Source organism: Sphingopyxis sp. USTB-05 (assembly GCF_023822045.1).
Taxonomy (GTDB): domain Bacteria; phylum Pseudomonadota; class Alphaproteobacteria; order Sphingomonadales; family Sphingomonadaceae; genus Sphingopyxis.
Genome location: NZ_CP084712.1, coordinates 1,696,571 through 1,710,746, shown reverse-complemented (window position 1 = coordinate 1,710,746; position 14,176 = coordinate 1,696,571). Strand labels below are relative to the sequence as shown.

General features: G+C 63.0%; 13 protein-coding genes. 7 read left to right on the top strand and 6 right to left on the bottom strand.

Features of this window, described 5'->3' with window-relative positions:
• The first annotated feature begins 7 nt into the window (after positions 1-7).
• Positions 8-1,162, top strand: a complete 1,155-nt coding sequence (locus tag KEC45_RS07650) for a cell wall hydrolase (RefSeq protein WP_252171856.1) — start codon at positions 8-10, stop codon at positions 1,160-1,162.
• 189 nt (positions 1,163-1,351) lie between these two features.
• On the opposite strand, the gene KEC45_RS07645 is transcribed toward KEC45_RS07650, so the two are convergent.
• Positions 1,352-2,491 (bottom strand): zinc-binding dehydrogenase, encoded by a 1,140-nt coding sequence (locus tag KEC45_RS07645; RefSeq protein WP_252171855.1) that lies wholly within the window; start codon positions 2,489-2,491, stop codon positions 1,352-1,354.
• Between the two features lie 648 nt (positions 2,492-3,139).
• Between KEC45_RS07645 and KEC45_RS07640 the strand changes: the two genes are divergently transcribed.
• Positions 3,140-3,319, top strand: a complete 180-nt coding sequence (locus tag KEC45_RS07640; RefSeq protein ID WP_252171854.1) for a hypothetical protein — start codon at positions 3,140-3,142, stop codon at positions 3,317-3,319.
• Between the two features lie 162 nt (positions 3,320-3,481).
• On the opposite strand, the gene KEC45_RS07635 is transcribed toward KEC45_RS07640, so the two are convergent.
• From KEC45_RS07635 to KEC45_RS07620, 4 genes are all read right to left on the bottom strand, one after another.
• The gene (locus tag KEC45_RS07635) at positions 3,482-4,231 is read right to left on the bottom strand and encodes a 3'(2'),5'-bisphosphate nucleotidase CysQ (RefSeq protein WP_252171853.1); all 750 of its coding nucleotides are present in this window, start codon (positions 4,229-4,231) and stop codon (positions 3,482-3,484) included.
• 2 nt (positions 4,232-4,233) lie between these two features.
• Positions 4,234-6,135: a sulfate adenylyltransferase subunit CysN gene (gene cysN, locus KEC45_RS07630; protein WP_252171852.1), complete on the bottom strand. Its 1,902-nt coding sequence runs from the start codon at positions 6,133-6,135 to the stop codon at positions 4,234-4,236.
• Positions 6,135-7,040, bottom strand: coding sequence for a sulfate adenylyltransferase subunit CysD (cysD, locus tag KEC45_RS07625; RefSeq protein WP_062181179.1), 906 nt, complete (start codon positions 7,038-7,040; stop codon positions 6,135-6,137). The genes cysN and cysD overlap by 1 nt, the downstream gene beginning before the upstream one ends.
• Positions 7,041-7,122: 82 nt before the next feature.
• Entirely contained in the window at positions 7,123-8,025 is a 903-nt protein-coding gene (locus KEC45_RS07620; RefSeq protein WP_252171851.1) for a LysR family transcriptional regulator, read from the bottom strand.
• A gap of 100 nt (positions 8,026-8,125) precedes the next feature.
• Here KEC45_RS07620 and KEC45_RS07615 point away from each other — a divergent pair, with 100 nt between their 5' ends.
• The 4 genes from KEC45_RS07615 to KEC45_RS07600 are packed head-to-tail and all read left to right on the top strand — an operon-like array spanning position 8,126 to position 10,327.
• Positions 8,126-9,295 carry an isovaleryl-CoA dehydrogenase gene (locus KEC45_RS07615; protein WP_252171850.1) on the top strand — a complete coding sequence of 390 codons (1,170 nt, stop codon included), beginning with the start codon at positions 8,126-8,128 and terminating at the stop codon, positions 9,293-9,295.
• Positions 9,292-9,636, top strand: coding sequence for a hypothetical protein (locus KEC45_RS07610; RefSeq protein WP_252171849.1), 345 nt, complete (start codon positions 9,292-9,294; stop codon positions 9,634-9,636). Before KEC45_RS07615 ends, KEC45_RS07610 begins: the two co-directional genes overlap by 4 nt.
• Positions 9,637-9,638: 2 nt before the next feature.
• On the top strand, positions 9,639-10,052 hold the full coding sequence (locus KEC45_RS07605; protein ID WP_252171848.1) for a VOC family protein: 414 nt from the start codon (positions 9,639-9,641) through the stop codon (positions 10,050-10,052).
• Positions 10,049-10,327, top strand: a complete 279-nt coding sequence (locus KEC45_RS07600; RefSeq protein ID WP_252171847.1) for a hypothetical protein — start codon at positions 10,049-10,051, stop codon at positions 10,325-10,327. The genes KEC45_RS07605 and KEC45_RS07600 overlap by 4 nt, the downstream gene beginning before the upstream one ends.
• Before the next feature lie 17 nt (positions 10,328-10,344).
• Here KEC45_RS07600 and KEC45_RS07595 read toward each other — a convergent pair whose 3' ends face one another.
• The gene (locus tag KEC45_RS07595) at positions 10,345-12,426 is read right to left on the bottom strand and encodes a M13 family metallopeptidase (protein WP_252171846.1); all 2,082 of its coding nucleotides are present in this window, start codon (positions 12,424-12,426) and stop codon (positions 10,345-10,347) included.
• A 146-nt stretch (positions 12,427-12,572) separates the two neighbouring features.
• Between KEC45_RS07595 and KEC45_RS07590 the strand changes: the two genes are divergently transcribed.
• The gene (locus KEC45_RS07590; RefSeq protein WP_252171845.1) at positions 12,573-14,171 is read left to right on the top strand and encodes a carboxyl transferase domain-containing protein; all 1,599 of its coding nucleotides are present in this window, start codon (positions 12,573-12,575) and stop codon (positions 14,169-14,171) included.
• The last annotated feature ends 5 nt before the right edge of the window (positions 14,172-14,176 follow it).

Genomic DNA, 14,176 nt, shown 5'->3' with positions numbered 1-14,176 from the left:
ACAGCCCGTGCACCTGCAGGACGATCAACCGGCGTTGCCCTTGCGGCGCGACTGGACGGGCTGGCTGTTCGTCCTGATCGCGGTCGCGGCGGTGATAGCGGTGCTTGTTGCGAGTCATTCATCCGGGCCCGCGAGACATGCCGCACATCGGCAACCCGTCGCACCGCCCGCCGACATCGTGCCCGAAGTCCAGCCCATGGAACTCGCGCCGGTTACCGAAGACGACGCGCGGGCACAGAATGCCGAGGTTGCGTTGATCACCAAGGGCTTCGTCGCGGCGCGCCCCTTCGTCTATGCGGGCGGCGGCGACGCGAAAGCGCGAGCCCGCGACTGCCTTGCCGCAGCGATGCTGTACGAGGCGGGCGACGACGCGAAGGGACAGCAGGCGGTCGGCCAGGTCGTCATCAATCGCGCACGCCATCCGGCGTTCCCCAAGTCGATCTGCGGCGTCGTTTTCCAGGGGTCGGAACGCACGACGGGGTGTCAGTTTACCTTCACCTGCGACGGAGCATTGAACCGCCGTTATTCGGACGCCGCATGGCAACGCGCGCGGAACAATGCCGACATGATGCTGTCGGGTGGGACGTATCCGCCCGTCGGCCTTGCCACCCATTATCATACCGACTGGGTGCGCCCCTATTGGAGCGATAGCCTCGAAAAGATCGCGATCGTCGACACACACCTGTTTTTCCGCTGGCCGGGGTTCTGGGGCACGCCGGGCGCGTTCCGCGGTGCGGTATCGGGTAGCGACGGGCCGGTCGCGAAGCTCGCGGCGATTTCGCCGCTGCACGCGATCGCGCTGGGGTTGCCGACCGATATGGCAACCGGCGTCGATGCCAATGCCGCCGTCGGCGAAGCACGCGTCGTCGCTGGCGCGGGCGAAAGCGCGGGCCGCGACACCATCTACACCCAGCTCGACCGCAAGGCAGCGCCCGAAAGTTTCGTCACGACGGCGCTGCGGCTCTGCGGCGACAAGCCCTATTGCAAGTTCATGGGCTGGACCAACCCGACCCTGAAACCCGACAGCGACGCGATGAGCGATACACAGCGTGCGGCAATGACCTTCTCATACCTCCGCGACGACAAGGCGGGGTTCGAAAAGGCGCTTTGGAATTGCAGCGAATATAAACGCGACGATGTGCGCCAGTGCATGAAGCGCTGATCGAGGTCATGCGCGACAGCTTTGGGGTGAGGAGCGGACGCTCAGTCCCCCACCCTCGTCATCCCGGGCTTGACCCGGGATCCCGCTTTTCTGTCGCATCGACCGGCCTGGACCGCAAGCGGGACCCCGGATCAAGTCCGGGGTGACGAAGAAGGATGGGTCCGTAATCGGCCCTTACCGGACCTCGTATCAGCCGTGCGGCTTGATCAGATATTTCTCGCCGGTCCGCTTCGCATTATATGCCTGCGCCGTATCGACATTCAGCGCCTCGGTCAGCGAAATTTCATGGCTGTAATGGCTCTTGAAGGTCGTCGTCAGTTCGTCGACGACGCGCTTGCGCATCCGCCCCACGGTCTCCATCCCCGCCTTCGCCATGAACGGCGTCAGCAGAAAGCCCCCGAGCGCCCAGGTCAGGCCGAAACTGCGCGCAGAGAAGGTCGTCGGCGACAGGTCGAGCGCGCCATAGATATAGACCTGCTTGAACGTGTCCGAACCATAACGGCTATAGGTCGTCATCCGCTTGACCGCAGCAGCCTCCATCGCGGTCAGGACCTGCCCCGCAAGCTTGCCACCGCCGGTCGCATCGAAGCCCAGCGTCGCGCCAGTCTCGACAATCGCATCGACCAGCCGCTCCATGAAATCGTCGGCGCTGCTGTTGACGATATATTTCGCGCCGATACCCTTCAGTATCTCAACCTGCGCGTCGCTGCGCACGATGTTGACGAGCGGAATATTATCCTTCGCGCAAATCTTGACGAGCATCTGGCCAAGGTTCGACGCCGCAGCGGTGTGGACGATCGCGCTGTGATTCTCCATCCGCATCGTTTCGGTGAACGCGAGGCTGGTGAGCGGATTGACGAAGCAGGATGCGCCATCGGCGGGATCGGTGCCGTCGGGCAGCGGCATCACCATCTGCACCGGCAGGCAGCGATATTCGGCGTACATTTCCCCGCCGAGCAGCGCGACGGTCTTGCCAAGCAGCGCCTGCGCTTCGGGCGTGTCCCCCGCCGCAACGACAGTGCCGCAGCCCTCGTTGCCGATCGCGAGTGCGTCGCCGACACGCCCGCTCATCGCGCGCATACCGGCGGGAGGAACATCTGCGGTGATCAGCGGCTGGCCGTCCTTGGTCGAAGCGCGCGCGGTCGACATGTCGGCGCCGCCGAACAGCAGGCCAAGGTCCGACGGATTGATCGGCGCGGCAAGCACCTTCACCAGCACCTCATGGGGCTTCGGAGTCGGCATCGGGCGGCGCTCGAGCGACACCTCGAGCTGCCCTTCGGGCTTCACGAGCGTCAACATGGTAAGGTTGGTTTCAGGCAGGTCGGTCATCGCGCATCTCCCGTCGCTTTTCGGTTTTTCGATGCAACGAATTAGGCGGCACAAAGGCGGCTGGCAATCACTAACCATCCGCCGCGTCTCGTTGCCGATGTCAAATTTGGCGTGGTGAACGGACGTCGATCCTCAATCGAACGGTTGTCGTGAGGCTCTAAAGATGGCTCGAAACAGTAAATAGCTCCCAACGAATATAACGCCAAGCATCCAAAGCGCCGTCGCGGCTAACATTACCTTTCCCCCGGTCGACGCATCGGACCACTTCCCGATGAATGGTCCAATCAGACATGCCGGCAGCGCCGCCAAAAGAAAAAGCTTTACTTCGTTGCGCTCGGAACGGCGTAGACCGCGAAAGCGATCCCCTACTGTCTTTCCATGAAATTGATGCCGGAGGGACGTTTCCTCCTTATCAGCCCACTTTCTTATGATCCTTCGGATATCCACGCCTACGACCTAAATTCGGGTGCTATAGAACAACGTCTGCACGATCACCGCAGAGTCCGCAATCGGTCGATATTTCCTGATGTAGCACCCAGATCGGCGAACAATGACGCAATCAGGGTGGGAAGCGGACGTCAGATTTGATAGACCTCGGTAATGCCTTCGCCTCGCGTTACAGATAGTGATCGGCCCACCGACCAGGAGGTGGAAGCAGCCGCACGGCAACTGCATCTGTCCGGAGAGGAACACGGCTGGTGGCCGGAAAGCGTCTCCAACTACGATTCTCTCGATCCGATCGGCAAGGACGAGTTTGACGCTATCGTGGAACGCATCTTGATGGCAGCTGCCGCAGCTAAACGCGAAATCGCAAGCGGCTCCGCATAGATCGGATTGTCCGCTCCCCGTCGCTCCCTGCCTTCCGTCTTCCCGGGCTTCACCCGGGATCCCGCTTCTTTTTGGCGCACTCACTGACTTCGGCATCAAGTGGGACCGAGGATCAAGTCCGGGGTGACGAAGAAAGATAGGTCCGCAATCGGTCGAACACGGTTAAGCGCGCCGGTATTCCGCAGCATACCGCAGCGCCTCGCCCGCCAGTTCCTTCCGGCAGATCAGCAGGTCGGGCAGATAGGTGTCGGGATTATTGTATCGGATCGGCGATCCGTCGACGCGGCTCACGTGCAGACCCGCCGCCTGCGCCACCGCGACCGGGGCGCAATTGTCCCATTCATATTGGCCGCCGGTGTGAAGATAGATATCCGCCTCCCCTCGCACTACCGCCATCGCCTTGGCCCCGGCCGACCCCATCGCGACCAGTTCGGCGCACAGCTTCTCGGCAACGAAGACGGCTTCGGCGGCGGGGCGCGTGCGGCTGACGAGCATCCGGAGCGGCTGGTTCGCTGGCTGGAGCGGTGCCGGTGTTCCAGACGTCAATGTGATGCCCAGCCCCGGCAGCGCAACCGCGCCGACCGTCGCGACGCCATCGACCGCGAGCGCGACATGCACCGCCCAATCGTCCCTGCCCTCGCCATATTCGCGCGTGCCATCGAGCGGGTCGACGATCCAGACGCGGCTCTGCCCGCAGCGCGCGATATTGTCCTTCTCTTCTTCGGAGAGGAGCGCGTCGGCCGGCCGGGCTGCGCGAATCTCGCGGCACAGCATCGCGTTGGCCTGCTCGTCACCGGCCTTCCCCAACGCCTTGCCTTCAAGGCCGCCATGCGCACGCAAATCCATCAGGATCTCCCCCGCGGCGGTTGCGAGCCGTTCGGCCAGTTGTTCGTCCGTTTCCCCCGCAGCCATATCTATCCCAACAAACGATCGATGATAAGGTCCGCCGCCTCTTCGGGCGTCATCGCGGTCGTGTCGATACGAATTTCGGGCGTCTCGGGCGCTTCATAGGGGCTATCGATGCCGGTGAAATTCTTGAGCTGCCCGGCGCGCGCCTTTTTATAGAGGCCCTTCACGTCGCGCTTCTCCGCCTCGGCGAGCGGGGTATCGATGAACACTTCGATGAACTCGCCCTCAGGCAGCATGCCGCGCACCATTTCGCGTTCGGCGCGGAAGGGCGAGATGAAGGCGGTGATGACGATAAGCCCCGCGTCGCTCATCAGTTTCGCGACCTCGCCGACGCGGCGGATATTCTCGATCCGGTCGGCCTCGGTAAAGCCGAGATCGCGGTTGAGCCCGTGGCGGACATTGTCCCCGTCGAGCAGGAAGCTGTGCCGGTTCATCCGGTGCAGCTTCTTTTCGACCAGGTTGGCGATCGTCGATTTGCCCGAGCCCGACAATCCGGTGAACCACAGCAGCGCCGGGCGCTGATTCTTGAGGTTCGCGCGCATGTCACGGTCGATATCGGTCGCCTGCCAATGCACATTCTGCGCACGGCGCAGGCTGAAGTGCAGCATTCCCGCGGCCACGGTCGCATTGGTCAGCTTGTCGATCAGGATGAAGCCGCCAAGCGTCCGATTGTCCGAATAGGCCTCGAAAGTGATCGGCTTGTCGGTCGAAAGTTCGACGACGCCGATACCATTGAGTTCGAGCGTCTTTGCCGCAAGATGATCGAGCGTGTTGACGTTGATCTCATATTTCGGCGCCTGGATGGTCGCCGAAACGCTCTGCGTCGCGAGCTTCAGCCAATAGGCGCGGCCCGGAATCATCGCCTCGTCCGCCATCCAGACGAGCGTCGCCTCGAACTGATCGGCCGCCTCGGGGGGATTGTCGGCAGCCGCGATGACATCGCCGCGCGAGCAGTCGACCTCGTCGGCGAGCGTCAGCGTGACCGACTGCCCCGCGACGGCCTTGTCCAGGTCGCCGTCCAGCGTGACGATGCGGTCGACGGTCGTTGTCTTGCCGCTGGGCAAGATGCGCACAGCATCCCCCGGCTTAACCTTGCCACTCGCAAGCTGGCCCGAGAAACCGCGGAAATCGAGGTTCGGGCGGTTGACCCATTGTACCGGCAAACGGAACGGCTTTGCCTCGTCGGCGGCTGCGCCGATCTCGACAGTTTCGAGATGTTCGATCAGCGCCGGGCCCTTGAACCAAGGGGTGTTTTCCGACAGCGCGGTAATATTATCGCCCTTGAACCCCGAGATCGGGATCGCGGTGAAATTGGTGATGCCGATCTCGCTCGCGAACGCCCGGTACGCCAGCGTGATCCGGTCGAACACGGCCTTGTCGTAACCGACAAGATCCATCTTGTTCACCGCCAGCACGATATGCTTGATGCCGATCAGATGCGCCAGGAAGCTGTGCCGGCGCGTCTGGGTCAGCACACCCTTGCGTGCGTCGATCAGGATGACGGCAAGGTCGGCGGTCGAGGCGCCGGTGACCATGTTGCGCGTATATTGCTCGTGCCCCGGCGTGTCGGCGACGATGAACTTGCGCTTCTCGGTCGTGAAAAAGCGATAGGCGACGTCGATCGTAATCCCCTGCTCGCGCTCGGCGGCGAGGCCGTCGACAAGCAACGCGAAGTCGATCTCCTGCCCCTGTGTACCGACGCGCTTGCTATCGGCTTCCAGCGCGGCGAGTTGATCCTCGAATATCATCTTCGAGTCATAGAGCAGGCGGCCGATCAGCGTCGATTTCCCGTCATCGACCGAGCCACAGGTGATGAAGCGCAGCAGCGACTTCTTCTCGTGACCCGCCAGATAGGCGTCGATATCCTCGGCGATCAGCGCGTCGGTGACGTAAACAGGATCGGTCATCAGAAATACCCCTCCTGCTTCTTCTTCTCCATCGACGCATCGCCGCCATCCTTGTCGATGATGCGACCTTGCCGTTCGCTGGTCGTCGTCAGCAGCATTTCCTGGATAACTTCCGAGAGTGTTTTCGCTTCGCTCTCGACCGCGCCGGTCAGCGGGTAGCAGCCGAGCGTGCGGAAACGCACCGAACGCTCCACGGGCGTTTCGCCGGGCAGCAACGGAAAGCGATCGTCGTCGACCATCAGCAGCAGGCCGTCGCGTGTCACGGTCGGACGCGGCGCGGCGAAATAGAGCGGCACGATCGGAATATTCTCGCGCGCAATATACTGCCAGATGTCGAGTTCGGTCCAGTTCGAGATCGGGAAGACGCGGATGCTTTCGCCCTTCGCCTTGCGCGCATTGTAGAGGTTCCAGAGCTCGGGACGCTGCTTCTTCGGATCCCAGCCATGGCTGGCGGTACGGAAGGAAAAGATGCGTTCCTTCGCGCGGCTCTTTTCCTCGTCGCGCCGCGCGCCGCCGAAAGCGACGTCGAAGCCATGGAGGTCGAGCGCCTGTTTGAGGCCTTCGGTCTTCCACATGTCGGTGTGGAGCGGGCCGTGATCGAAGGGATTGATCCCCCGTTCCTTGGCTTCGGGGTTCTGATAGACGATCAGTTCCATGCCGCTTTCAGCGGCCATGCGATCGCGCAGTTCGTACATCGCCCGGAATTTCCATGTCGTGTCGACATGAAGTAGCGGGAACGGCGGCGGCGAAGGATAAAAGGCTTTGCGCGCGAGGTGCAGCATCACGGCGCTATCCTTGCCCACGCTATACAGCATTACGGGCTTCGCGGCGTCGGCCATCACTTCGCGCATGATATGAATGCTCTCGGCCTCGAGCCGGTCGAGATGGGTCAGCGTATCGGTCATGCCTCGCCCTTGCCTCCCCCATTGGCGGCGCGCAAACTGTATGGCCTTTTGAGGGGGCAAGCCAGACTTGTGAGGCCTCCGATCATGCAGCGATATCGACTTTCATCTGCCGCCACTCGGCCGCGATCGCGCCGATCGTTTCGAGCGCGTGCGCCAGCCGCGGTGCGATTTCCGGGAGCGTACGCCAGGCCGGATCGGTGATCAGGCCGAGTTCGCGGCGAAAATCATAACCCGCGACCTTCAAGGGAACGATGCCGTCGATCGCGAGCGAAACGGGCGCGGTGGTGATCCCGATCCCCGCCGCAACCATACGCAGGCAACGCTCGTCGCTTTCGCTACGCAACGCGAAGCGCGGGCGAACCCCGTGCCGCGTAAAGAAGCGGCTCGTCGCGTCGAGGAATTCGCACGACCGGCGCGCAATCATCGTTTCGGCTGCGAGCTCCTCGGGCCCGACTTCGATGCGTCCCGCGAGCGGGTGATCCGACGCGATGAACATCGCCAGCGGCTCTTCATAGAGCGGCAGCACATGGTCGCCGCGCTCGCCCGCCCGCAGCGGCACAAGCACCATGTTGACGCGGCCGCTGCCAAGCGCAGCGCGGAGTTCGGAGTCGCTATTCTCGATCAGCTCGATCGCAAAACCCGGGCGCAACGCTGTCGCGATTGCCTGTAGCAGTTCGGCGGGGGCAGAGCGGATCACCCCGAGCTTGAGCTCGCTCGCCTGGCCGTCGCTCTCGCGCCCGAAGCTGTCGGCAGTCCGAAAGCCGCGTTCGAGATCGCGCGCGATCGGCAGGAAGCGCCCCCCGGCCTCGGTCAATCTGATCTGGCGGCGATTACGGATGAACAATGACGTGCCGACCAGCTTTTCAAGTTCGGCGATGCCGGTCGAGAGCGCCGGCTGGGTGACGCGGATGCGCAGCGCCGCCTGCGTGAAGCTGCCCGCATCGACGACGGCGAGAAACTGGCGGATATGGGTGCGCTTAATCATAGATTTTACTTATGCTAAATCTGTGATCGTTTCAATTTCCCTATGAACATATTTTGATGCACTATCGCGCCCCTGTCCCGCCCAGATCGATAGGTAATCCATGCGCGCCACCCCCGATTTCGACTTCGCACTCGGCGAAACCGCCGACATGATCCGCGAAACCACTGCCCGCTTCGCCGACGAACAGATCGCGCCGCTCGCGGCCAAGGCCGACGCCGAAGATTGGTTCCCGCGCGACGAATTGTGGACGCAGATGGGCGAGCTTGGCCTGCACGGCATCACCGTCGAGGAAGAATATGGCGGCCTCGGCCTCGGCTATCTCGAACATGTCATCGCGGTCGAGGAAGTGTCGCGCGCATCGGGGGCCATCGGCCTCTCCTATGGCGCGCACTCGAACCTTTGCGTCAACCAGATCCGCCGCTGGGGCAATGCCGAGCAGAAGGCGAAATATCTGCCCAAGCTGATCAGCGGCGAGCATGTCGGCAGCCTCGCCATGTCCGAGGCGGGCGCGGGCAGCGACGTCGTGTCGATGAAGCTGAAGGCCGAGCGCAAAGGCAGCGGCTATATTCTCAATGGCACCAAATTCTGGATCACCAACGCAACGCACGCGGACACGCTGGTCGTCTATGCAAAGACCAGCCCCGAGGCGGGGTCGCGCGGGATTACCGCTTTCCTGATCGAAAAGGACATGCCGGGGTTCAGCATCGGGCAAAAGATCGACAAGGTCGGCATGCGCGGATCGCCGACGGCGGAACTGGTCTTCACCGATTGCGAAGTGTCCGAGGAACAGGTGATGGGCCCAGAGAATGGCGGCGTCGGCGTGCTGATGTCGGGGCTCGATTATGAACGCGTCGTGCTCGCCGGGCTCCAGCTCGGCATCATGCAGGCGTGCCTCGACACGGTCATTCCCTATGTCCGCGAGCGGAAGCAGTTCGGGAAGCCCATCGGTTCGTTCCAGCTCATGCAGGCGAAGGTCGCGGACATGTATGTCATGCTCCAGTCGGCGCGTTCGTACGTCTATAACGTCGCCAAGGCATGCGACGCCGGGCAGACGACGCGCTTCGACGCCGCGGGCGCGATCCTGCTCGCCAGCGAGAATGCGGTGAAGGTCGCGGGCGAAGCGATCCAGGCGCTGGGCGGCGCGGGCTATACCAAGGACTGGCCGGTCGAACGCTATTGGCGCGACGCCAAGCTGCTCGACATCGGCGCTGGCACCAACGAAATCCGCCGTATGCTAATCGGCCGCGAACTGATCGGCGCCGGCGCGTGATCTGGCTCTGGCTGTCGGCCGCCTTCATGGTGACGACGGCCGGGGTTCATTCGGTGCTGGGCTATCGGCGCCTGATCGTGCCGTTGCTGCGCGCTGGGCCGCTTGCCGATCCGCTGACGCGACGCATCATCCGCTTTGCCTGGCATGCCACGTCCGTGCTGATGCTGATTTCGGCGGCGGCGGTCGCATGGCCGGGAACACCCAACGGCTTGCTGATAGCCATCGGCAGCGGCTGGCTGGCGACGGGGCTGGCCAACGCCGTTTACACCAGGGGTCGGCACATTGCCTGGCCGGCCCTCTGCGGCGCCGGCATCTTCGCGCTGATCGGCGCGTTGGCCTGAACATGCGCGGACTTGTCCATCACATCGACCTGACCGTCACGGACAAGAGCCGCTCGCGGGTCTTCTACGGCGCGGTGCTCGGCTTCCTCGGCTACCGCCGTTCGGCCGATTATGATCATGGCAGCGACTGGGACCACGCGGGCGAGCCCTTTCACTCGATCGGCATTATCGAAGCGCGCGGCGATGGCGCAAACCGCACGCACGATCGTTATTCGCCGGGGCTCCACCATCTCGCATGGACCGCCGACAGCCGCGACGACGTCGACGCGCTTCATGATTTGTTGCGCAGCATCGGTGCGGAGGTCCTCGATCCGCCCGCGGATTATCCGCGTTATGGACCGACCTATTACGCCGTCTTCTTTGCCGATCCCGATGGATTGAAGCTAGAGTTTGTGTTCGGGGCGACTGGACCGTGAGCGACACATTGCTCACCGCCCTGCAATATTATGGCGCCGCCGCCGCGACGCTCGCGGCGCTGCTCGTGTCGCTCAACCTAGGCGAGCGGTGGAACGGCTGGGCCTTCGTGATCTTCGTGACGAGCAGCCTGGCGCTGATCGCATGGGGCTTTCTCCAGCCCGACCGCGAAGGCATCGGGTGGCAGAATGTCGCCCTGCTCGGCATCAATCTGGTCGGCGTCTACAGCCATCTGATCCGCAAGAAGCCCGCCGCAAAGAATGAGGGCGGAGCATGACGCCCCGCCCCAATGCTCTATCCCCAGACGCGGACGCGCTTGTCGGGCGCGAGGTAAAGCTTGTCGCCTTCCTTGACGTCGAACGCCTTGTACCATGCGTCGAGGTTGCGAACCGTCAGCGCGCGGTACATGCCCGGCGCATGGCCGTCGGTCGCGACGCGCGCGCGCAGCGCCTCGGCACGCATCTTGGTCGCCCAGGTCTGCGCAAAGGCGATGAAGAAGCGCTGATCGCCGCTGAAGCCGTCGATCACCGGCGCTTCCTTGCCGCCGAGCGACGCGCGATAGGCGTCATAGGCCGCCTGAAGCCCCGCGACGTCGGCGATATTTTCGCCCAGCGTCAGCTTACCGTTGATCGCAAGGTCGGGGAACGGCTTATAGGTGTCGAACTGCGCCGCCAGCGCGTCGCCCGCAGCGTTGAACTTCGCCAGATCCGCCGCAGTCCACCAGTTGCGCAGCGCGCCCGTGGAATCGAAGGCAGCGCCGTTGTTGTCGAAGCTGTGGCTGATCTCATGCCCGATCACCGCGCCGATCGCGCCATAATTATACGCGGGGTCGGCCTTGGCATTGAAGAAGGGCGGCTGCAGGATCGCGGCGGGGAAGTTCAGCGCATTCTGCACCGGCAGGTTCACTGCGTTGACGGTCTGCGGGACCATCCACCATTCGCCCTTGTCCATGGGTTTGCCGATCTTGGCGAGTTGGTGCACATATTCGGCTTTCTGCCCGGCGACCTCGTTCGCATAGGCGTCGGCGCCGACGGTGTAGCTGCCATAGTCGCGCCACGTGTCGGGATAGCCCACGCCCACGGCAATGGTTTCAACCTTCTTGATTGCTTCTTTCTTCGTTTCGGGCGCCATCCAGTCGATCGTGTTCACCCGCGTGGCAAAGGCGGCCTTGATGTTCTTCACCATGTCGCCGACTTCGGCCTTGGCCGAGGCGGGGAAATATTTGTCGGCATAAGCCTTGCCCACCGCATCGCCGAGATAGAAGTCGAGCGCGTCGAGCGCGCGCTTTTCGCGGCCGCGCTGCTGCGGCGTGCCTGCCATCGTCGTGCCGTAAAAGGCGAAATGTGCGCTATCGATCGCGCTCGGCAGCACGTCGCTGTGGCTGTTGATCTGGTGAAAGGCGAGCCAGTCTTTCCACGCATCGAGCGGTTCGGACGCGACAAGCGCCGACAGTCCGGTGATCGCACCCGCATGATAGGCGCCGAACTTGCCCGCACCATCCAGCTTGGCGGCGGCAAAGAAAGCCGGCCAGTCGATACCCGGCGCCTTCTTCGCGAAATCGCCCTTGGCCCAGACGTCGGCGGACTTGGTGAAATCCTCACTCTGTTCGCGCGTCGCATGCGCTTTCGCGATATTGACCTCAAGGTCATAGATGCGCTTCGCCTTGGCGGCGGCGTCGCTCTGGCCGGCAGCGGTGAGCAGCTTGGCGATATAGGCCTGGTAGGCGGTGCGGATGGTCGCCATCTTGGGGTCGGCCGACAGATAATATTCACGCTCGGGCATGCCGAGGCCGCCTTGCAGCAGATAGGGAATGACCTCGCCCGGAGTCGCGAGCCCTTGCGTCACAAAGACGCCGAAGAGATTTTCGGTCTGGAAGTTGGTCGCATTGAGTGGATCGACGTCGGCGCGAAGCTGTTCGCCCAGCACCTTCGACAGCGCAGCCTTGTCGGTGATCGCGGCGAAGCGCGCCAGGTCGGCGGCGACGGGTTTCATGCCAGCGGCATCGATGGCCTTCACATTGGTAAAGGCCTTATAGAAGGCGGCGATCCGGCCCTCATTGGTGTCGGGCGCCGCATCGCCCTTGACGATCGCATCGACCAGTTCGCGGTTGCGCTTTTCGGTTTCGAGCTGCGCGACGTAAAAGGCGCCGATGGAAGAGCGGTCGGCGGGAATCTCGTTCGCCTTGTCCCAATTGCCGTTGGCATAGGCGTAGAAGTCGTCGCCGGGCTTCACGCCCGTATCCATCGCTGCCTTGCTGATCCCGATATCGGTGCCGACGGTGTAAGCGGCGGAACTGTCTTTGCCGCTGCTGCAGGCGACGGGGCCGGCAAGAATCGCGGCGGAGGACAGAAGAACGGCAAAGACAGCTTTTTTCATAGAAATGACCTTATTTTGTCACGGACAGGCAGGCGGCCAAGGCGTGGGAAAATCCGGTTTCAATACCAACCATTTTCGGCCTGCTGCGCTTTTCAATCGACGAGCGACGGGTTAGTTCCGAACCGACTTCCAGGAGAGATGTTACAGTGAGCGCACCGGTTCTTGGCACCAACATCAATGCGGACAGCGAAGAATATCGCACCCGCAGCACGCACAATCGCGCGCTCGCCGACGCGTTGCGCGACGCGGTCGCGGAGGCCGCGCTCGGCGGCAACGAAAAGTCGCGCGAACGCCACACGAGCCGCGGCAAGCTGCTCCCTCGCGAGCGTGTCGAGCGACTGCTCGATCCCGGCTCGCCCTTCCTTGAAATCGGCCAGCTTGCGGCGAACGACCTTTATGAAGGCGAAGTTCCGGGCGCGGGCCTGATCTGCGGCATCGGACGCGTGTCGGGGCGGCAGTGCATGATCGTTTGCAACGATGCGACGGTCAAAGGCGGCACCTATTATCCGATGACGGTCAAGAAGCATCTGCGCGCGCAGGAGATTGCCGAGGCGAACCGCCTGCCCTGCATCTACCTCGTCGACAGCGGCGGCGCGAACCTGTCGCATCAGGATCAGGTGTTTCCTGATCGCGATCATTTCGGGCGCATCTTCTTCAATCAGGCGAATATGTCGGCGAAGCGCATCCCGCAGATTGCCTGCGTGATGGGAAGCTGTACCGCTGGCGGTGCCTATGTCCCAGCGATGTCGGACGAGACCGTCATCGTGCGCAATCAGGGCACGATCTTCCTCGCCGGCCCGCCGCTGGTAAAGGCCGCAACGGGCGAAGAAATCAGCGCCGAGGATCTGGGCGGCGGCGATCTGCACGCCAAGAAATCCGGGGTCGTCGACCATCTCGCCGAGAATGACGAGCATGCGCTGACCATCGTCCGTGACATCGTCAGCCATCTTGGCGAAGACAAGGGGTTCGAGGTGCCGATGAAGGCCCCGCGCCCGCCCAAATATGCGGGCGAGGAGATCTATGGCGTCGTGCCCGACGACGTGCGCGCGCCATATGACGTGCACGAAGTCATCGCGCGCATCGTCGACGGCAGCGAGTTTCATGAGTTCAAGGCGAACTACGGCAGCACGCTCATCTGCGGCTTCGCGCATATCTGGGGCATCCCGGTCGCGATCCTCGCGAACAATGGCGTGCTGTTCAGCGAAAGCGCGGTCAAGGGCGCGCATTTCATCGAACTGGCGCAGCAACGGCGCATCCCGCTGCTCTTCCTCCAGAACATCAGCGGCTTCATGGTCGGCGGTAAATATGAGGCCGAAGGCATCGCCAAGCATGGCGCAAAGCTGGTTACGGCGGTGGCCACGGCGACGGTCCCCAAGATCACCGTGTTGATCGGCGGCAGCTTTGGCGCCGGCAATTACGGCATGTGCGGACGCGCCTACTCCCCGCGTTTCCTGTTTAGCTGGCCCAACAGCCGGATCAGCGTGATGGGCGGCGAGCAGGCGGCGTCGGTGCTGGCGACCGTCCACCGCGACGCCGACAAATGGACGCCAGAGGAAGCCGAAGCCTTCAAGGCGCCGATCCGCCAGAAATATGAGGATGAGGGCAACCCCTATCACGCGACCGCGCGCCTGTGGGACGATGGCATCATCGACCCCGCGCAGACGCGCGACGTACTCGGCCTCGCCTTCGCCGCCACGCTGAACGCCCCGGTCGAGGACCGCGGCTTCGGCGTGTTCCGGATGTGACGACG